The organism is Microbacterium album, from assembly GCF_014643695.1.
In the GTDB taxonomy this organism is placed as follows: Bacteria; Actinomycetota; Actinomycetes; order Actinomycetales; family Microbacteriaceae; genus Microbacterium; species Microbacterium album.
In genome coordinates this window covers 161,343-180,621 of the sequence record NZ_BMJY01000002.1, presented here as the reverse complement: position 1 = coordinate 180,621, position 19,279 = coordinate 161,343, and the positions used below count along the sequence as shown (strand labels likewise).

General features: G+C 71.4%; 18 protein-coding genes. 11 read left to right on the top strand and 7 right to left on the bottom strand.

Annotation, left to right across the window (positions count from 1 at the left end):
* Nucleotides 1-14 precede the first annotated feature (14 nt).
* The 7 genes from IEX37_RS03485 to IEX37_RS03455 all read right to left on the bottom strand — a co-directional run bounded on the left by IEX37_RS03485 (nt 15) and on the right by IEX37_RS03455 (nt 8,348).
* Nucleotides 15-1,322, bottom strand: coding sequence for a thymidine phosphorylase (locus tag IEX37_RS03485; RefSeq protein WP_188754860.1), 1,308 nt, complete (start codon nt 1,320-1,322; stop codon nt 15-17).
* Entirely contained in the window at nt 1,319-1,753 is a 435-nt protein-coding gene (locus tag IEX37_RS03480) for a cytidine deaminase (protein ID WP_188754859.1), read from the bottom strand. Before IEX37_RS03480 ends, IEX37_RS03485 begins: the two co-directional genes overlap by 4 nt.
* Before the next feature lie 10 nt (nt 1,754-1,763).
* The gene (locus IEX37_RS03475; protein ID WP_229663041.1) at nt 1,764-3,059 is read right to left on the bottom strand and encodes an ABC transporter permease; all 1,296 of its coding nucleotides are present in this window, start codon (nt 3,057-3,059) and stop codon (nt 1,764-1,766) included.
* Nucleotides 3,056-4,321 (bottom strand): ABC transporter permease, encoded by a 1,266-nt coding sequence (locus IEX37_RS03470; RefSeq protein ID WP_229663040.1) that lies wholly within the window; start codon nt 4,319-4,321, stop codon nt 3,056-3,058. Before IEX37_RS03470 ends, IEX37_RS03475 begins: the two co-directional genes overlap by 4 nt.
* Nucleotides 4,318-5,859: an ABC transporter ATP-binding protein gene (locus IEX37_RS03465; protein ID WP_188754858.1), complete on the bottom strand. Its 1,542-nt coding sequence runs from the start codon at nt 5,857-5,859 to the stop codon at nt 4,318-4,320. Before IEX37_RS03465 ends, IEX37_RS03470 begins: the two co-directional genes overlap by 4 nt.
* Nucleotides 5,860-5,963: 104 nt before the next feature.
* Nucleotides 5,964-7,118 carry a BMP family lipoprotein gene (locus tag IEX37_RS03460; protein ID WP_188754857.1) on the bottom strand — a complete coding sequence of 385 codons (1,155 nt, stop codon included), beginning with the start codon at nt 7,116-7,118 and terminating at the stop codon, nt 5,964-5,966.
* A 114-nt stretch (nt 7,119-7,232) separates the two neighbouring features.
* Nucleotides 7,233-8,348, bottom strand: a complete 1,116-nt coding sequence (locus tag IEX37_RS03455; RefSeq protein ID WP_188754856.1) for a mannose-1-phosphate guanylyltransferase — start codon at nt 8,346-8,348, stop codon at nt 7,233-7,235.
* Nucleotides 8,349-8,541: 193 nt separating this feature from the next.
* Here IEX37_RS03455 and sdhC point away from each other — a divergent pair, with 193 nt between their 5' ends.
* The 11 genes from sdhC to ribH all read left to right on the top strand — a co-directional run bounded on the left by sdhC (nt 8,542) and on the right by ribH (nt 19,267).
* Nucleotides 8,542-8,976 carry a succinate dehydrogenase, cytochrome b556 subunit gene (gene sdhC, locus IEX37_RS03450; protein WP_188754855.1) on the top strand — a complete coding sequence of 145 codons (435 nt, stop codon included), beginning with the start codon at nt 8,542-8,544 and terminating at the stop codon, nt 8,974-8,976.
* On the top strand, nt 8,976-9,446 hold the full coding sequence (locus IEX37_RS03445) for a succinate dehydrogenase hydrophobic membrane anchor subunit (protein WP_188754854.1): 471 nt from the start codon (nt 8,976-8,978) through the stop codon (nt 9,444-9,446). The genes sdhC and IEX37_RS03445 overlap by 1 nt, the downstream gene beginning before the upstream one ends.
* Before the next feature lie 44 nt (nt 9,447-9,490).
* Nucleotides 9,491-11,317 carry a succinate dehydrogenase flavoprotein subunit gene (sdhA, locus tag IEX37_RS03440; RefSeq protein ID WP_188754853.1) on the top strand — a complete coding sequence of 609 codons (1,827 nt, stop codon included), beginning with the start codon at nt 9,491-9,493 and terminating at the stop codon, nt 11,315-11,317.
* Nucleotides 11,317-12,078: a succinate dehydrogenase iron-sulfur subunit gene (locus tag IEX37_RS03435; RefSeq protein WP_188754852.1), complete on the top strand. Its 762-nt coding sequence runs from the start codon at nt 11,317-11,319 to the stop codon at nt 12,076-12,078. Before sdhA ends, IEX37_RS03435 begins: the two co-directional genes overlap by 1 nt.
* Before the next feature lie 471 nt (nt 12,079-12,549).
* Nucleotides 12,550-13,449 carry an exodeoxyribonuclease III gene (locus IEX37_RS03430; protein ID WP_188754851.1) on the top strand — a complete coding sequence of 300 codons (900 nt, stop codon included), beginning with the start codon at nt 12,550-12,552 and terminating at the stop codon, nt 13,447-13,449.
* 58 nt (nt 13,450-13,507) lie between these two features.
* Nucleotides 13,508-14,512, top strand: coding sequence for a tryptophan--tRNA ligase (trpS, locus tag IEX37_RS03425; protein ID WP_188754850.1), 1,005 nt, complete (start codon nt 13,508-13,510; stop codon nt 14,510-14,512).
* A 37-nt stretch (nt 14,513-14,549) separates the two neighbouring features.
* Nucleotides 14,550-15,410 (top strand): Fpg/Nei family DNA glycosylase, encoded by an 861-nt coding sequence (locus IEX37_RS03420; protein ID WP_188754849.1) that lies wholly within the window; start codon nt 14,550-14,552, stop codon nt 15,408-15,410.
* Nucleotides 15,411-15,678: 268 nt separating this feature from the next.
* On the top strand, nt 15,679-16,764 hold the full coding sequence (gene ribD / locus IEX37_RS03415; protein WP_188754848.1) for a bifunctional diaminohydroxyphosphoribosylaminopyrimidine deaminase/5-amino-6-(5-phosphoribosylamino)uracil reductase RibD: 1,086 nt from the start codon (nt 15,679-15,681) through the stop codon (nt 16,762-16,764).
* 12 nt (nt 16,765-16,776) lie between these two features.
* Nucleotides 16,777-17,436 (top strand): riboflavin synthase, encoded by a 660-nt coding sequence (locus IEX37_RS03410; protein WP_188754847.1) that lies wholly within the window; start codon nt 16,777-16,779, stop codon nt 17,434-17,436.
* Nucleotides 17,437-17,495: 59 nt separating this feature from the next.
* Nucleotides 17,496-18,779 carry a GTP cyclohydrolase II gene (gene ribA / locus IEX37_RS03405; RefSeq protein ID WP_188755091.1) on the top strand — a complete coding sequence of 428 codons (1,284 nt, stop codon included), beginning with the start codon at nt 17,496-17,498 and terminating at the stop codon, nt 18,777-18,779.
* Complete coding sequence (ribH, locus tag IEX37_RS03400; RefSeq protein WP_188754846.1) at nt 18,776-19,267, top strand: 6,7-dimethyl-8-ribityllumazine synthase; 492 nt, start codon at nt 18,776-18,778, stop codon at nt 19,265-19,267. Before ribA ends, ribH begins: the two co-directional genes overlap by 4 nt.
* Nucleotides 19,268-19,279 lie beyond the last annotated feature (12 nt).

Below are 19,279 nucleotides of genomic sequence, written 5' to 3'. Positions count from 1 at the left end.
CGCCCTGACCAGGATCAGGCCGCGATGCGCTCGCGCACAAGCGCGGCGTCGCCGGGCGCGTCGTCGCCGACGTCCCACGCGCCCTCGAGCGCCTCCAGCGCGCGCGCGAACCGCGTGTCGTCCGGCCCTCCGAGCGTGAACAGCGGCTGGCCGGCCGCGACGCGGTCGCCGGGCTTGACGTGCAGATCGATGCCCGCGGACGGCAGCACGGCGTCCTCGGCGCGGGCCCGGCCGGCGCCGAGCCGCCACGCGCCGACGCCGAACTCGTACGCCGCCATCCGCGTCACGAACCCGTCTCTCGGGGCGAGCACCGTGTGCGTCTCGACCGGAGCGGGAAGGGGCGCGTCCGGATCGCCGCCCTGCGCGCGGATCATGCGGCGCCACGTGTCCATCGCCCGCCCGTCGCGCAGAGCCGCCTCGACATCCGCGTCCGGCCGTCCCGCGAGCGCGAGCATCTCGCGCGCGAGCGCCACCGTGAGCTCGACGACGTCGGCGGGCCCCCCGCCGGCGAGCACCTCGACCGATTCCCGCACCTCGTTGGCGTTGCCGATCGCGAGCCCGAGCGGGGTCTCCATCGACGTCAGCAGGGCCGTGGTCCGCACACCCGAGTCGGTGCCGAGCGCGACCATCGTCTGCGCCAGCTCGCGCGCGCGCTCGAAGTCCTTCATGAACGCGCCCGAGCCGAACTTCACGTCGAGGACGAGCGCGTCGGTGCCCTCGGCGATCTTCTTCGACATGATGCTCGAGGCGATCAGCGGGATCGCTTCGACGGTTCCGGTGACATCGCGCAGCGCGTACAGGCGCTTGTCCGCCGGTGCGAGGCCCACGCCCGCGGCGCAGATGACCGCGCCGCCATCGCGCAGCTGGGCCAGCATCTCGTCGTTCGACAGCGCGGCGCGCCAGCCCGGGATGGACTCCAGCTTGTCGAGCGTGCCGCCCGTGTGACCGAGCCCCCGACCCGACAGCTGCGGTACCGCGACGCCGAAGGAGGCGACGAGCGGCGCGAGCGGCAGCGTGATCTTGTCGCCGACTCCGCCCGTGGAGTGCTTGTCGACGGTCGGCTTCCCGAGGTCCGCGAAGCTCATCCGCTCCCCCGACGCGATCATCGCCTCGGTCATCACGCGGATCTCGTCGCGGTCCATGCCGTTGAGCAGGACGGCCATCGCGAACGCGGCCATCTGCGCGTCCGCGACGTAGCCGCGCGTGAACGCGTCGACCATCCAGCGCAGCGCGTCCTCCGGCACGCGCGCGCCGTCGCGCTTGGCCCGGATGACGTCGACCGCGTCGAACGGCTCGACGCCGCCTGGCTGCGTCGCGGTCATCGTGCGGCTTCCTCGAGCTGGCGCGGACCGAACGCGTCCGGCAGCACCTCGTCGATCGTGCGGATGCCCGACACCGTCTCCAGCAGCATCCCGGGCACGGCGTGCTCGAACAGCAGCTGGCGGCAGCGCCCGCACGGCATGAGCGTCGCACCCTGGCCGTCGACACACACGAACGCGACGAGGCGCCCGCCGCCGGTCATGTGCAGGTTGGAGACCAGGCCGCACTCGGCGCACAGGCCCACGCCGTACGACGCGTTCTCGACGTTGCAGCCCGCGACGATGCGCCCGTCCGTCACGAGCGCCGCCGCTCCCACCTTGAAGCGCGAGTACGGCACGTAGGCGCGCTGCATCGCCTCCGTCGCGACGGCGCGCAACTCGTCCCAGTCGATCTCGCCGCGCGGGGCGGCGTCCGAGGTCCCGTCGATGTCCATCCCTGTCATCTCATCCCTTGATATACGGTTTGCCGGCGGCGGCGGGCCCCCGCGACCGGCCCACGAAGCCGACGACCGCGAGGATCGTCACGACGTAGGGCAGCATCTGCATGAACTGGCCGGGGATCGGCGCGTTCAGCAGGGTCAGCAGCTGCTGCAGGCTCGTCGCGAAGCCGAACAGCAGGGCCGCCAGCGTGGCGCGGACCGGATCCCAGCGCCCGAAGATGACCGCCGCGAGGGCGATGAAGCCCAGCCCGGCCGTCATCTCGCGGCCGAACTGCGGCACGGACACGAGCGTGAAGTAGGCCCCGCCGGCCCCGGCGATGACGCCCGCGAGGCTGACGTTCCAGAAGCGGGTCGGGTTGACCCGGATGCCGACGGTGTCGGCGGCCTGGGGGTGCTCGCCCACCGCGCGCAGACGCAGGCCCCACCGCGTGCGGTACAGGCCCCACGCGACGAGCGCGACCGTGACGTACATCAGATAGACCAGGAACGGCTGGTTGAACAGCACGGGTCCGAGCACGGGGATCTCGACGAGGCCGGGGATCGGCAGCCGGGGGAACGTGGCGGGCCGGTTGAGGACCTGCTCGTTCGGCACCAGGAGGATGCCGTGCAGGAATCCGGTCAGGCCCATCACCAGGACGTTCAGCACGACGCCGACGATGACCTGCTGGACCAGGTAGGTGATCGCGAAGACCGCGAGCACGAGCGACACCAGCACGCCGCCGAGCATTGCCCCGAGCAGGCCCACGAACGGGTTGCCGGTGACGCTGCCGAGGACGGCGGCCGTGAAGGCGCCGAGCAGCAGCTGGCCCTCGATCGCGACGTTGACGACGCCGACGCGCTCGCCGATGACACCGCCCAGCGCTCCGAACACGATCGGGACCGAGATCGACAGCGCGCCGGCCAGCAGGCTCACGACGGGGACGAGCCCGTTCGCGCCCGCCCACGTCAGGAAACCGAACAACGCCAGCACGGCGAAAGCGAGCGGAAGCCAGAGCCGCGAGCGGCGGTAGGTCCACGCCTCCCAGGCGGCCACGGCGGTGAGGGCGACCAGGAGCGCGAAGACGACCCACACGGTCGGCCCGGTCGGCACGCCGACCTCGCCGAGCGGGATGAGCGCGCCGCCGCCCCCGCCCAAACGGTAGTTCGTGTGCCCGCTGCGCGGGGCGAACAGGAACAGCGCGCCGAGCAGCGCCGTCGCGACCGCGAGCGTGATCGCGAGCTTGGGGCGCCGGACCCGCACGATCGTGGGCTCGGCCGGCGGGGCCGGAAGCGGCCCAGACGCGTTCTCGAGGGAGGTCACTGCGCCACCGCCTTCCGTGCCGCCCGGGACCGGGCCCTGGCGCTCTTGTCACCGTCGTCCTTCGGCAGGAAGAAGATCGCGCGCACGAGCGGCGGCGCCGCGACGAACAGCACGACGATCGCCTGGACGACGAGCACGAAGTCGACGGGGATGCCGAACGCCTGCATCTGGTAGGCCCCCGCCTTGAGCGCGCCGAACAGGATCCCCGCCGCGAACGTCCCCCACGCTCGGCTGCGGCCGAGGAGCGCCACCGTGATCGCATCGAAGCCGATGCCGGCGTCGATGTGGGAGTTGAAGCCCGTCGTGACCGCGCCCTGCACCTGGTTCATGGCCGCCAGCCCCGCGAGACCGCCCGCGAAGAGCATCGCGTAGACGTAGATACGCGGCACCGAGATCCCGGCCGTCTTCGCGGCGCGCGGATTCTCGCCCACGGCGCGCATCCGCAGGCCCAGGCTGGAGCGCTCGAGCAGCCACCACACGAAGACCGTCGCGGCCAGCACGATGAGGAACCCGAGGTCCAGGTTGGGGTACCGCTCCAAGAGGTCGGGGAAGCGCGCGCCCGCGGGCGTCGCATCCGAGATCGGCTGGGCCGTGCCCGCCTTCTGCAGCACCCCCTGCGTGCTGACCATCCAGTCCACCAGCAGCACCGCGACGTAGTTCAGCATGATCGTGAGGATCACCTCGTGCGCGCCCGTGCGGGCCTTCAGCAGCCCCACGATCCCCGCCCAGATGGCGCCTCCCACGATGCCGGCCGCGAGCGTGATCGGCAGCTGCAGCGCCATCGGCAGGTCGAGGCGGAACGTGAGCAGCGCCGTGAAGGCGGCCCCGAAGACGATCTGCCCCTGCGCGCCGATGTTGAACAGCCCCACGCGGAACGCGACCGCGACCCCGAGACCCGCCGCGATGAGCGGCGCCGCCGCGCCGAGCGTGTTGGTGAAGGGCCGGATGCCGGTGAGGAAGTCCTCGGCCCGGGCGTTGTAGATCGAGCCGCGGAACAGCGCCTCGTAGCCGCCGAGCACGGCGTGGCCGATCGCGGCGAACGTGTCGCCCGGCCGGGCGAAGAAGTATCCCGCCGCGGCCTGCACGTCCTCGTCCGTGAGCGCGATCAGCACGCCGCCGATCACGAGGGCGCAGACCAGCGCCAGCGCGGACGTGACCATGCTGCCGCGGAGGATCTCGCGCAGGACCCCGTCTGCGCGCGAGCGCCCGTCCGCGGCGGTGTGCGGCTGCGGCGCCTGGGGCGCCGGTGCGGTCTCGGTCACGTCGTCTGGCTCCGCTCGCTCGGTGCGCCGTCCCCGGCGGTCTCCTGGGCGCCGGCCATCATGAGGCCGAGCGTGTCGCGCGGGGTGTCCGCCGGCACGATCCCCACGATCCGGCCGCGGTACATCACGGCGATGCGGTCGGCGAGCGCGACGACCTCGTCGAGCTCGGTCGACACCACGACGACGGCCACGCCCGCGTCGCGCGCCGCGACGATCCGGCCGTGGATGAACTCGATCGATCCGACGTCCACGCCGCGGGTGGGCTGGGCGGCGAGGAGCAGCTCGAGGTCGCGGCTCATCTCGCGCGCGACGACGACCTTCTGCTGGTTGCCGCCCGACAGGGTGCCCACGGGGGTCAGGGGACCCTGCGCGCGGATGTCGAACTCGTCGATGCGCTCCCGCGCGAAGCGGTCGAGCACGGCCCGCCGCAGGGTTCCGGCCGTGACGAAGTCGGGGGCGGTCGAGCGATCCAGGATGAGGTTCTCGGCGATCGACATCCCGCCGACCAGGCCCGACTCCTTGCGGTCCTCCGGCACGAATCCCACTCCTGCTTCGAGGATCGACCGCACGGATGCCCCGACGAGCTCTCTCCCGCCGAGCCGGATGGAGCCGGTGACATGGTCCTGCAGGCCGACGAGCGCCTCCGTCAGCTCGGTCTGCCCGTTGCCCTGCACGCCCGCCACCGCGAGGATCTCGCCGGGCCGGACGTCGAAGCTCACGTCGTCCACGACCACCACGCCCGACGGTGTCAGCACCCGCAGGTCGCGGACCTCGAGCCCGCCGTCCGCCGGTCGCGCCGGCGACTTCTGGACCGTCAGCTCGACGGGGCGGCCGACCATGAGCGACGCGAGCTCGGCGTTCGTCGACCGCGGCGACGCCTCGCCGACCACGCGACCGCGGCGGATGACGGTGATCCGGTCGGCCACCTCGCGCACCTCGCGCAGCTTGTGCGTGATGAAGACGATGCCGGTGCCCTCGTCGCGCAGCTGACGCATCATCGCCATGAGCTCGTCGGTCTCCTGGGGAGTGAGCACGGCGGTGGGCTCGTCGAACACCAGCACGCGCGCGTCGCGCGAGAGCGCCTTGATGATCTCGACGCGCTGCTGGACCCCGACGGGAAGGTCCTCGATGCGCGCGTCCGGGTCGACCTCGAAGCCGAACCGGTCGGCGACGCCGCGCACGTGCTCGCGCGCCGCGGCGAGGTCGAGCGTGCCGAGGGCCCCGGTCCGCTCGTGCCCCAGGGCGACGTTCTCGGCGACCGTGAAGGGCGGCACGAGCATGAAGTGCTGATGCACCATGCCGATGCCGGCGGCCATCGCGTCGCCCGGCCCGCGGAAGCGCTGCGCGACGCCGTCGAGCAGGATGTCGCCCTCGTCGGCCTCATACAGGCCGTACAGGACGTTCATCAGGGTGGACTTGCCCGCGCCGTTCTCTCCGAGGAGGGCGTGGATCTCGCCGGGCTCGACCGTCAGGTCGATGTGGTCGTTGGCGACGAGGCTGCCGAATCGCTTCGTGATTCCGCGGAGCTCGAGCTTCATGGGGGGAACCCTACCGTGCGGGCTGGACGGGGACAGAGGGGGTCGCAGGACACGACGCGGGGCGACCGGACCGGGTCCGATCGCCCCGCGGGGTCATGTGCGGATTACGGCGAGTTCGGCGAGTCGACCGTCACGTCGCCGGCGATGATCGCCTCCTGCAGCGCGGCGAGCTCGTCCAGCGTGCCCTCGGGGAGCTGGTCCTCGAAGTCGTGGAAGCTCGACAGGGCGACGCCCTCGTTGGCGAGCGTGCCGACGTACGGCTCGACGTCGAAGTCACCGCTGGCGGCGCTCAGGGTCGCGTCGTACACCGCCTGGTCGATCGCCTTCAGGATCGACACCAGCACGATGTCGGCCAGCTCCGGGTCCTTGACGGCGATGTCGCTGTCGACGCCGAGGAGCAGCACGTCGTCGTCGCTGTCGCGGATCGCGGCCGCCGCGCTCATGTAGATCGGGCCGCCGACCGGCAGCAGCACGTCGACGCCCTGATCCAGGAGACCCTGCGCCTGCTGACGCGCGACGTCGTTCGCCGCGAAGCCGCCGGTGAAGGAGCCCTGCTGGGTCTCGGTGTTCCACCCGAAGACCTCGACCGAGCCGTCCTTGTCCTCGTTGAACTTCTCGACGCCGAGCTGGAAGCCGTCCATGAAGACCTTCACCGAGGGGATCTCGCCGCCGCCGAAGGTGCCCACCTTGTTCACGCCGCTCTCGGCCGACCAGGCCGCCGCGGCGTAGCCGCCGAGGTAGGCCGCCTCGGCCGTGTTGAACACGAGGGGCTTGATGTTGGGCGCGTCCGTCTCGCCGTCGAAGTCGGTGTCGGCGTAGTCGTCGATGATCGCGTAGTCGATCTCGGGGTTCGCCAGGGCGGACTCGACCGTGGCGGCCGCGAGGTTGAAGCCCACGGAGATGATGAACGAGCAGCCCTCCGAGACGAGCGTCTCGAGGTTCGGCGCGTAGTCGTTGGCGTTGTTCGACTCCATCTCGATGCCCTCGACGCCGAGCTCCTCGAGCGCGCGGTCGAGGCCCTCCTTGGCCGACTGGTTGAAGGAGCGGTCGTTCCAGCCGCCCTCGTCCGAGATGAGGCAGGGCAGGAAGTCGCTGTCGACGTCTCCGCTCGCGCCGCCGGTGTCCTCCGGCGCCTGGCCGCAGCCGGCCAGAAGGATCGCGGTCCCCGCGATCGCGAGGCCGCCGAGGGCCGTCCGCTTCGTAGTGCTGATCACACTGTCCTCCAAGAGCAAGACCCCGCGGTGGCGGGGCGTACGCATCCCCGACCGAGCGCGGGGCAATACGCACACGGTACAGAACGCGAACCTGGCAGATCGCTCGGATCCGGGCCCCGAAACGTGATAGTTACAAAGCCGTCGCCCGGGCGCGCGGTTTCACAGCACGCTGCCGCGACCGCTCTCCTGCAGCGCCCCGACGACGCTCTTGACCCGCTGGGCGTGCTCGCTCGTGGTGACCAGGAGCGCGTCGTCCGTGTCGACCACGATCAGCCCCTCGACGCCCACGACCGCGATGACCCGGTTCGTCTGCGACACCACCAGCCCCGTGGACTCGTCCGCCAGCACGCGGTCGTTCTGTCCGAGGATCGACATCCGGTCGGGGCGGCCGTCCGAGATCAGCTTCGCCAGGCTCGCGAAGTCGCCGACGTCGTCCCAGTCGAAATGCCCCGGCACCACGGCGAGACGGCCCTTGGCGGCGGCGGGCTCGGCCACCGCATAGTCGATCGCGATCTTCTTCAGCGTCGGCCAGACGCGGGCGACCACCTCGTCGCGGCGCGCGGGCTCGTCCCATGCCTCCGCGATCTCGACGAGCCCCGCGTGCAGCTCCGGCTCGTTGGCGGCCAGCTCGGCCAGCAGCACGTCGGCCCGGCCGATGAACATGCCCGCGTTCCACAGGAACGACCGGTCGGCGTAGTAGCGGCGCGCCGTCTCGAGGTCGGGCTTCTCCACGAACCTCTCGACCTCCGCCGCCATCGGCGCGCCCTCGACCTCGAGCTCGCCGCCCAGCTGGATGTAGCCGAAGCCGACCGAGGGCTCGGTCGGCGGGATCCCGATCGTGCAGATGTAGCCGGCCCTGGCGACCGCGACCGCCTGCTGCACCGCGAACTCGAACGCGCGCGTGCGGCTGATGTGGTGGTCCGCCGCGAACGAGCCGATGATCACGTCCGGCTCCCGTCGCTGCAGGATCGCGGCCGCCAGCCCGATCGCGGCCGCCGACTCGCGCGGGTCCGACTCGATGAAGACGTTGCGATCGAGGATCTCGGGGAGCTCGGTCTCGACCTTCTGCTCGTGGGCCTTGCCCGTGACCACGGCGATCCGCTCGGGGCCGGCCAGCGGCAACAGCCGATCCCACGTGTTCCGCAGGAGCGACACGCCCGATCCGGTGAGGTCGTGCAGGAACTTCGGCGTCTCGGCGCGCGAGAGCGGCCACAGGCGCGAGCCGATGCCGCCCGCGGGGATGACGGCGTAGAAGTCCTCGATCGGTTCTGGCATGCGCTCAGGCTATCGGGCACGGACGCGACGCCGTCGATATACCGGCGCCGCCGATTTCTCTCGATATCGAGACAGTTAGGGTCCCCTTCATCGCACCCCCGCGTGGAGGGGAATAGGATGAGAGCCGTCCGAGGGCGCGGAATCCGAGCGCCCGGCGACGACGAACCCTCGCAACGATCAGGGGAGGAACGACGTGTCCGCATCAGCGCGCCAGACACTGTCGGTGACCGAGACCACCTCGCGGGTGCCACGCGGCACCCTGTACCGCGGCCGAGAAGGCATGTGGTCGTGGGTGCTGCACCGCATCACGGGGGTGGCGATCTTCTTCTTCCTCCTCGTGCACGTGCTCGACACCGCACTCATCCGCGTCTCCCCCGAGGCGTACGACGCGGTCATCGGCACCTACAAGCACCCGATCATGGGAGTCGGCGAGGTCGCGCTCGTGGGCGGCATCGTCTACCACGCCTTCAACGGGCTGCGCATCATCCTGGTCGACTTCTGGTCGAAGGGCGCCCAGTACCAGCGCCAGCTGTTCTGGGGCGTGATCGTGTTCTGGCTCGTGACCATGGCCGCCTTCACCCCGCGTCACCTCATGAACGTCTTCTCGGAGATGGGAGGGGGTCACTGATGACCGCCGATTCGCTCGCCGCGCCGCGCGCGCCGCACAGCGCCCCCCGCAACCGGGGCGTCAACCTCGAGAAGTGGGGCTGGCTGTACATGCGCGCCTCGGGCGTGCTCCTGATCGTCCTCATCTTCGGTCACCTCTTCGTCAACCTGATGGTGGAGGAGGGTGGCGTCCACGCGATCGACTTCGCCTTCGTCGCCGGCAAGCTCGCTTCGCCGTTCTGGCAGTGGTGGGACGTGCTGATGCTTTGGCTCGCCTTCATCCACGGCGCCAACGGCATGCGCACGATCGTCAACGACTACGTGCGCGGCGAGACCGCCCGCAAGGCCCTCGTCGCGACCATCTGGATCGCCGCCGGCGTCATGATCGTCCTCGGCACCCTCGTGGTGTTCACCTTCGACCCCTGCGCGGGCGTCACGGGCGTGTTCGAGCACAACACCGACAGCGTGCTGTACGAGGTCTGCCACGGCTGAGCAGCGGGCCGACCGAGCGGGCTGACCGAGAGATTGAACGGAATATGACGAGCCAGACCACCGAGTCCGTCGTGCGCGACGGCGTGCACTACCACCAGTACGACGTCGTGATCGTCGGCGCCGGCGGCGCCGGCATGCGGGCGGCCATCGAGGCCGGTCCCGGCGCCAGGACGGCCGTGATCACCAAGCTGTACCCGACGCGGTCCCACACGGGCGCCGCGCAGGGCGGCATGGCGGCGGCCCTGGCGAACGTCGAAGAGGACTCGTGGGAGTGGCACACCTTCGACACCGTCAAGGGCGGCGACTACCTCGTCGACCAGGACGCGGCGGAGATCCTCGCGAAGGAGGCCATCGAGGCGGTCATCGATCTCGAGAACATGGGTCTGCCGTTCAACCGCACGCCCGACGGCAAGATCGACCAGCGCCGCTTCGGCGGTCACACGGCCGAGCACGGCAAGGCGCCGGTGCGCCGCGCCTGCTACGCGGCCGACCGCACGGGCCACATGATCCTCCAGACGCTGTACCAGAACTGCGTCAAGCTGGGCATCAACTTCTTCAACGAGTTCTACGCGCTCGACCTGATCACGGTGAAGGACGCCGCCGGAAAGACCCAGGTGGCGGGCGTCGTGGCCTATGAGCTCGCGACGGGTGACCTGCACGTGTTCCACTCGAAGGCCGTCGTCTTCGCGACCGGCGGCTTCGGCAAGATCTTCAAGACCACCTCGAACGCGCACACGCTGACCGGCGACGGCGTCGGGATCGTGTGGCGCAAGGGCCTCCCGCTCGAGGACGTGGAGTTCTTCCAGTTCCACCCGACCGGTCTGGCCGGCCTCGGCATCCTCCTCACCGAGGGTGCGCGCGGCGAGGGTGCGATCCTGCGCAACGCGTCGGGCGAGCGCTTCATGGAGCGCTACGCCCCCACGATCAAGGACCTCGCGCCGCGCGACATCGTCGCCCGCTGCATGGTGCAGGAGGTGCGCGAGGGCCGCGGTGCCGGCCCCAACAAGGACTACGTGCTGCTCGACTGCACGCACCTGGGCGCCGAGGTGCTCGAGACCAAGCTGCCCGACATCACGGAGTTCGCTCGCACCTACCTGGGCGTGGACCCGGTCGTGGAGCCCGTGCCGGTCATGCCGACCGCGCACTACGCGATGGGCGGCATCCCGACGAACAACGACGCCGAGGTGCTCGCCGACAACGAGACGGTCGTGCCCGGCCTGTACGCCGCCGGCGAGTGCGCCTGCGTGTCGGTGCACGGCGCCAACCGCCTGGGCACCAACTCGCTGCTCGACATCAACGTCTTCGGCAAGCGCGCCGGCCGCAACGCGGTCGAGTACGCCAAGTCCGCCGACTTCGTCCCCCTCCCCGAGGACCCGGCCGCGGGCGTCCGCGAGATGATCGAGGGCATCCGCAACGCGCGCGGCACCGAGCGGATCGCCGACATCCGCAAGAAGCTGCAGGACGAGATGGACGCCAACGCGCAGGTGTTCCGCACCGAGGAGACGCTCACCGACGTCCTCGGCACGATCGCCGAGCTGCGCGAGCGCTTCAAGAACATCTACGTCGACGACAAGGGCAAGCGGTACAACACCGACCTGCTCGAGGCCGTCGAGCTGGGCTTCCTGCTCGACATCGCGGAGATCGTCGCCTACGCCGCGCGCAACCGCCGCGAGAGCCGCGGCGGTCACATGCGCGAGGACTACCTGGAGCGCGACGACGAGAAGTACATGAAGCACACGATGGCGTACCTCACGGGCGACCCGCACTCATCGAACCCCGAGGACCACATCAAGCTCGACTGGAAGCCCGTCGTGTTCACGAAGGACGACAAGGGCGAGCTGAAATACCCGCCGCTGGAGAGGAAGTACTGATGTCCACTGCCATCGCAGAAGCACCCGCGGAGTCCGCCGCCACCGACATCCAGTCGTACCTCGTCACGTTCATCATCCGGCGCTTCGACCCCGAGGTCGACAGCGAGCCGCGCTGGGTGGACTACGACGTCGAGATGTACTCGACCGACCGTGTGCTCGACGCGCTGCACCGCATCAAGTGGGACCAGGACGGATCGCTCGCGTTCCGTCGCTCGTGCGCGCACGGCATCTGCGGATCGGACGCCATGCGCATCAACGGGCGCAACCGCCTCGCCTGCAAGACGCTGATCAAGGACCTCGACATCTCGAAGCCGATCTACGTCGAGGCGATCAAGGGCCTCCCCCTCGAGAAGGACCTGATCGTCGACATGGAGCCGTTCTTCGCCTCCTACCGCGAGGTGCAGCCGTTCCTGCAGCCGACGAAGGCGCCCGAGAAGGGCAAGGAGCGCCTGCAGACGATCGCCGACCGCGAGCGCTTCGACGACACCACCAAGTGCATCCTGTGCGCCGCGTGCACGTCGTCGTGCCCCGTGTTCTGGACCGACGGCCAGTACTTCGGCCCCGCCGCGATCGTCAACGCGCACCGCTTCATCTTCGACTCGCGCGACGACGCGGGCGACGTGCGCCTGGACATCCTCAACGACAAGGAGGGCGTGTGGCGCTGCCGCACGACCTTCAACTGCACCGAGGCATGCCCCCGCGGCATCGAGGTCACGAAGGCGATCGCCGAGGTGAAGCAGGCTGTCCTGAGCGGCCGGTAAACACCGTTCTTCTCCGCGACAAGGGCCCGTTTTCTCTTCCTCCCGCTCGTCGGGCCCCGGTGGGGCCGCTCCTCGGGGGAGGCGCTTCGCTTCGCTGCGCGCGCCGGCGCTTCGCGCCTGGTTGGCGGGCGCACTCGCGCCCGCACGCTCGCTTCGCTCTGTTCTTTTTTCCTCCCGCTCGTCGGGCCCCGAGGGGCCGCTCCTCGGGGGAGGCGCTTCGCTTCGCTTCGCGCGCCGGCGCTTCGCGCCTGGTTGGCGGGCGCACTCGCGCCCGCACGCTCGCTTCGCTCGCACAGGGGTTGAGGTGGGTGGGTGGGTAGGGGTAGGGGGCTTTGGTTGCTCGTTGAGCGGAGCGGCGCAGCCGCGAAGTCGAAACGGGTTGAGCGGAGGCCGCGTGAGCGGCCGGAGTCGAAACCTGGGCCGGGCGATGCCCCAGAGATCAACGTCCTCCCCCCTTGTTACGTTTGAGGCATGTCCCGTCGCATCCGTATCGCCTCTGTCAACGTCAACGGGATCCGGGCCGCGGCCCGCAACGGGATGGGGTCCTGGCTCGAAGCGGCGGACGTCGACATCCTGGCGCTGCAGGAGGTGCGCGGTGAGCGCGAGCACCTCGAGGCCGCGCTGCCCGGGTGGTGCATCGTCGACGACAAGGCGCTCCAGAAGGGGCGGGCGGGCGTCGCCATCGCCAGCCGCGAGGAGTGCGCGATCTCGCGCGTCGACCTGGGCCACGACGGACTCGAGTCGAACGGGCGCTGGCTCGAGGCCGACTTCGAGATCGCGGGCGAGACGCTCACCGTCGTGAGCGCCTACGTCTTCACCGGCGAGGCCGAGACCCCCGCCAAGCAGGACCCCAAGTGGGCGTTCCTCGACGCCATGGAGCGCCGGCTGCCCGAGCTCGCGGCGGACGGCGGCCTTGCCCTCGTGACGGGTGATCTCAATGTCGGGCACCGACCGCTGGACATCAAGAACTGGCGGGGCAACGTGAAGAAGTCCGGCTTCCTCGCGCGCGAGCGCGCGTACTTCGACCGGTTCCTCACGCTCGAGGGCGAGGCCGTCGCGGGGCAGGAGGGCACCGGCCGCGGGATGGTCGCCGAGCTGAGCGACACCCGCGCCTTCAGCGCCGGCCGCACGGGTCTCGGCTGGGTCGACGTGGGCCGCGCCGCGCACGGCGAGGTCGACGGGCCGTACACCTGGTGGTCGATGCGCGGCAAGGCGTTCGACAACGACTCGGGCTGGCGCATCGACTACCACCTGGCCTCCCCCGCCCTGGCGCCACGGGCGTCGAACTACCGCGTCGACCGCGCCGCGTCGTACGACACCCGCTGGAGCGACCATGCTCCGGTGCTCGCCGACTACGCGATCGGCGGCTGACCCCCCGCGCGGAGGCCTCCCGCGCGGAGGCATCCGCCGCTCGACCTAGGATTGACGGGTGACCAAGCAGCGCCTGTACTCCGGAATGCAGCCCTCCGCCGACTCCCTGCAGATCGGCAACTACATCGGGGCTCTCCTGCAGTGGCGCGGCATGCAGGACGAGTACGACGCGTTCTTCTCGGTGGTCGATCTGCACGCGATCACGGTTCCGCAGGATCCCGCGCAGCTGCGCGAGAAGACGCGCCGCACCGCGGCGCAGTACATCGCCGCGGGCATCGAGCCCTCGCGGTCGACGCTGTACGTGCAGTCGCACGTCCACGCGCACGCCGAGCTCGCCTGGATCCTCTCCACGATCACGGGCTTCGGCGAGGCCGGCCGGATGACGCAGTTCAAGGACAAGTCGCAGAAGCAGGGCGCCGACGCGACGAGCGTGGGGCTGTTCACTTACCCCGTCCTGATGGCGGCGGACATCCTGCTCTACCAGACGGACGTCGTGCCGGTCGGCGACGACCAGAAGCAGCACGTCGAGCTCACGCGCGACCTCGCGGAGCGCTTCAACTCGCGCTTCGGCGACACGTTCACGGTGCCGAATCCCGTGATCCAGTCCGAGACCGCCCGCATCTACGACCTGCAGGAGCCGACATCGAAGATGTCGAAGTCCGCGGAGTCGCACGCGGGCGTGCTGTGGCTGCTGGACGAGCCGAGCATCACCGCGAAGAAGATCATGCGCGCCGTCACCGACAGCGAGGGCAGCGTGCGGTACGACCGCGCGGCCAAGCCCGGCGTGTCCAATCTGCTGACGATCTACTCCGCGATCACGGGACGTCCCGTCGCCGAGATCGAGGACGAGTACGCCGGCCGCGGATACGGCGACTTCAAGAAGGGCCTGCGCGACGTCGTGGTGGCGGAGTTCGAGCCCGTCCGGGCGCGGGCTCTCGAGCTGCTCGCGGACCCCGCAGAGCTCGACCGCGTGCTCGCCGCGAACGCCGACCGCGCCGCCGAGGTCGCCGACGCGACCCTCGCCGCGGTGTACGAGCGCGTCGGCCTGCTCCGCCGGGGGTGATCCCCGCTCTCGTCCGGGGACATGGCAGGATGGCCGCATGCCGGAGATGCCGGAGGTCGAGGGGCTGGCGGAGTTCCTGCGCGAGCGCGCCGTGGGGCTCCCGGTCGCCTCGGCGCGACTCACGCAGATCGCGGCGCTGAAGACGTTCGATCCCCCGCTCGAGAGCCTCGTGGGGCTGACGGTCGCCGAGGCGGCGCGGCACGGCAAGTTCGTGCACCTCGGCTTGGGCGACCGGCACCTCGTGTTCCACCTCGCGAAGGCGGGATGGCTGCGGTGGCACGAGAAGCTGCCGGCCACGCCGATCAAGCCGGGCCGCTCCCCCATCGCCCTGCGCATCGGGCTCGGCGACGGATCCGGATTCGACCTGACCGAGGCCGGCACGAAGAAATCGCTCGCGGTGTACCTCGTGCGCGACCCGCGGGAGGTGCCCGGCGTCGCGCGCCTCGGTCCGGATCCGCTCGACGACGCGTTCACGCGCGACGCGCTCGCCGGGCTGCTCGCGGGCCGGCGCACCCAGATCAAGGGTGTGTTGCGGGACCAGCAGATCGTCGCCGGCATCGGCAATGCGTACTCGGACGAGATCCTGCACGCGGCGCGCATGTCGCCGTACGCCCTGGCCGCGAGCCTCGGCGACGACGACATCGACCGGCTGTACGCGGCGCTCCGGGAGACGCTGGCGAACGCGCTCACCGCGGCCCGGGGACGTCCGCCAGCCGATCTCAAGGACGCCAAACGCCGCGGGATGAGCGTGCACGGCCGGGCCGGCCAGCCCTGCCCGGTGTGCGGCGACACCGTGCGCAGCGTCTTCCTCGCCGACCGCAGCTTCGAGTACTGCCCCACCTGCCAGACCGGCGGCAGGGCGCTCGCCGACCGCCGCCTGTCGCGCCTCCTCAAGTGACGGCGGGTGACGGCGCGGCGGCCGGAGGCCGCTCGGCGCGCTAAGCTGAGTGCAGCACACGTGCTCCGGGGTCGGTGAGAACCCGAACCGGCGGTGACAGTCCGCGAGCCGAGGCGCCCAGCGCCGAGGCCGATCCGGTGAGATTCCGGAACCGACGGTGATGTGCGGCGAGCGCCGCGCGAGTCCGGATGGGAGGCAGCACGGGACGTGCCCTGCGGCATGACGCCGCGGCGCCGTTTCACGACCCCGGTGATCGAAGGAGGGTCGGATGGCGCACAGCCCCGCTGAGCAGCGGGCCATGGCTCGCGCCCTCGAGCTCGCGATGCGCGGCCCCCGGAGCAGGAACCCGCGCGTCGGTGCCGTGGTCCTCTCGCCCGCCGGCGAGGTCCTCGCCGAGGGCTGGCATCGCGGCGCCGGCACGCCGCACGCGGAGGTCGACGCGCTGTCGTCGCTGCCCGACGGCGCCGCGCGGGGTGCCACCGTCGTCGTGACGCTGGAGCCCTGCAACCACACCGGGCGCACGGGTCCGTGCGTGGAGGCGCTCATCCGCGCGGGCGTCGCCCGCGTCGTGTACGCGCTCGACGACCCGGGTGAGGTGTCGGGCGGCGGCGCGGCGCGCCTGCGCGCGGCGGGCATCGACGTGGAGGGCGGCATCCTCGCCGATCGGGCGCTCGCGCTCGTCGGCGCATGGGTGACGGCAGCCCGGCTGGGACGCCCCCACGTGACCGTGAAGTGGGCGCAGAGCCTGGACGGCCGCGCCGCCGCGGCGGACGGGTCGAGCCGCTGGATCACGGGTCCCGAGGCGCGCTCCGACGTGCACGCGCGCCGCGCGGAGGCGGACGCGATCGTCGTGGGGACGGGCACGGTGCTCGCCGACGACCCCGCGCTCACGGCGCGCGAGGGCGAGAAGCTCCGTGCCGAGCAGCCCGTTCCCGTGATCGTCGGCGCACGGGAGACGCCCGCCGACGCCGCGGTGCGCTCCCATCCCCACCCGCCGCTGTTCTACGACACGCATGACCTGGCCTTCGTGCTCGACGACCTCTGGGACCGCGGCCTGCACCGCGTGTTCGTCGAGGGCGGCCCGACGCTCGCGAGCGCGTTCCTGGCCGCCGGCCTCGCGGACCGCGTGCTGGCGTACGTGGCCCCCGTGCTGCTCGGGGGACCCCGCCTCGCGGTGGGAGACATCGGCGTCCCGTCGATCGACCGTGCCCGGCGACTGCGCGTGATCGAGCGCGTCCCGCTGGGAGCAGACCTGTTGTTCGTCGCCGAGCCGGAGCATCCGGCCGGCGATCCACCCCCGCGCGACATCGGAGACCGAGCCCCGGTCTCCGCCGGACCGCCGCGCAGGACCTGAAGGAGAAAGCTGATGTTCACCGGGATCGTCGAGGAGATCGGCCGCATCGTCGCAGTCGAGCCGTCCGGCGACGGGGTCCGGCTCACGGTGCGTGCACCGCGAGCCGTCCAGGATGTCGCCCACGGCGACTCGATCGCCGTCAGCGGCGTATGCCTCACCGTCGTCGACTGGACCGAGGAGGGCTTCACGGCCGACGTGATGAGACAGACCCTCGACATGTCCACGCTGGGCGCCGTCGCAGTCGGCACGCCCGTCAACATCGAGCGGGCCACGGCCGTGGGCGCGCGCCTCGGCGGGCACATCGTCCAGGGCCACATCGACGGCACCGGTGTCGTGCGCGACGTGCGTCCGGGCGCGCAGTGGCGGGTCCTGCGCATGGGGCTGCCGAGCGTCCTCGCGCCGCTCGTCCTGGACAAGGGCTCCATCGCGGTCGACGGGGTGTCGCTCACCGTGAGCGCCGTGAGCGCCGCCGACGCGGCAGAGGCCTGGTTCGAGGTGTCCCTCATCCCCGAGACGCTCACGGCGACGACCCTCGGCGACCGCGTGGAGGGGGATCGCGTCAACCTCGAGACCGACATCCTCGCGCGCCACGTGCGGCGTCTGCTCGCCTTCGGCGACAGGGGGGCCGCCCCCGAAAGGGCGGAAGTCCCGGCGGAAGGAGCCTCGCTGTGAACCCGGTGGACCCCGCCGAGCCGGTCGTCACCGCCGCTTCCGAGGACGACCCGGGCACGCTGTCCGGGTCGCTGGCCACGATCGAGGAGGCGCTGGCGGCCCTGCGCGCCGGCCGCCCGGTCATCGTCGCCGACGACGAGGACCGCGAGAACGAGGGCGACGTGGTCCTGTCGGCTCAGCTCGCGACCCCCGAGTGGATCGCGTGGGCCGTGCGCTATTCGTCGGGCTTCCTCTGCGCTCCCATGCCGCAGGAGATCGCGGACCGCCTGGACCTGCCGCCCATGGTGGAGATCAACGAGGACGCCCGCTCGACGGCCTACACCGTGAGCGTCGACGCGGCCGAGGGGGTGACCACGGGCATCAGTGCGGCCGACCGCGCCCGCACGCTCAACGTGCTCGCGGATCCCGAGTCGACCCCGCAGAGCCTCATCCGGCCCGGCCACATCCTGCCGCTGCGGGCCGTCCCGGGCGGCGTGCGCGAGCGCGCGGGCCACACCGAGGCCTCGGTCGAGCTCATGCGCCTGGCGGGCCTGCAGCCGGTCGCCGTGATCGGCGAGCTCGTGGCCGAGGACGGCAGCATGATGCGGCTTCCCGGCCTGATCGAGCTCGGCCGGCGCGACGGGATCCCCGTCGTCACGATCGAGCAGCTGATCGCCCACCTGGACGAGCACGAGCCGCGCGACGAGCTGCGGGCGGGGCCGCCGCGCCGACAGGTGAGCCTGCGCGCCGATGCGACCGTGCCCACCGCGCACGGCACGTTCCGGTTCCTGGCGTACAAGGACCGCCAGACGGGCACGGATCATCTCGCGGTCGTCTCGGGCGATCTGTCGGCGAGCGCTCCCCTCGTCCGGGTGCACTCCGAGTGCCTCACCGGCGAGGCGTTCGGCTCGCTGAAGTGCGAGTGCGGACCCCAGCTCGAGGCGGCGCTGGACGCCATCGAGCAGGAGGGCGGGGTCGTCATCTACATGCGCGGGCACGAGGGCCGCGGCATCGGGCTCATCAACAAGCTGCGCGCCTACGCGCTGCAGGAGCGAGGGCTCGACACGGTCGACGCGAACACGGCGCTCGGGCTGCCGGCCGACGCGCGCGACTACGCGGCGGCCGCGGGCATCCTCGCCGACCTCGGCATCGAGCGGATCCGCCTGCTCACCAACAACACGGACAAGGTGTCCCAGCTGCGCGGCTTCGGGCTCGAGGTGGTCGAGCAGGTCGCCCTCGTGGTCGGGGTGGGTCCCAACAACCATCAGTACCTGGAGACCAAGCGCGACAGGATGGGGCACATCATCGGCGAAGAGGAGCTCGCCGACGCGATCGCGCGGATGCACGAGGGAGGAAGACGATGAGCGGCAAGGGCGCGCCCGAGCGCGAGACGCTGGACGGGTCGACACTGGACGTGGTGATCGTGGCGGGGACGTGGCACGAGACGATCGCGGAGGCCCTCGTCGCGGGGGCGCAGCGCACCCTCGATGCGGCGGGCGCCAGCCACCGCCTGATCCGCGTGCCCGGCTCCTTCGAGCTGCCCGTCGTGGCCAAGGCGGCCCTCGAGGCCGGAGCGGACGCCGTCGTCGCCCTCGGGGTCATCATCCGGGGCGGCACGCCGCACTTCGAGTTCGTCTCCGCCGCCGCGACCGACGGGCTCACCCGCGTCGCCCTGGACACCGGCAAGCCCGTCGGCTTCGGGGTGCTGACCCTCGACGACGAGGCACAGGGGATCGACCGCGCGGGCCTGCCCGGATCGCGCGAGGACAAGGGCGCGGAGGCGGCGGACGCCGCCCTCCGGGCGGCGCTCACGCTGCGCGAGCTGCGGGCGCTCGCCTGTCCCGACGACTGACCGATCTACACT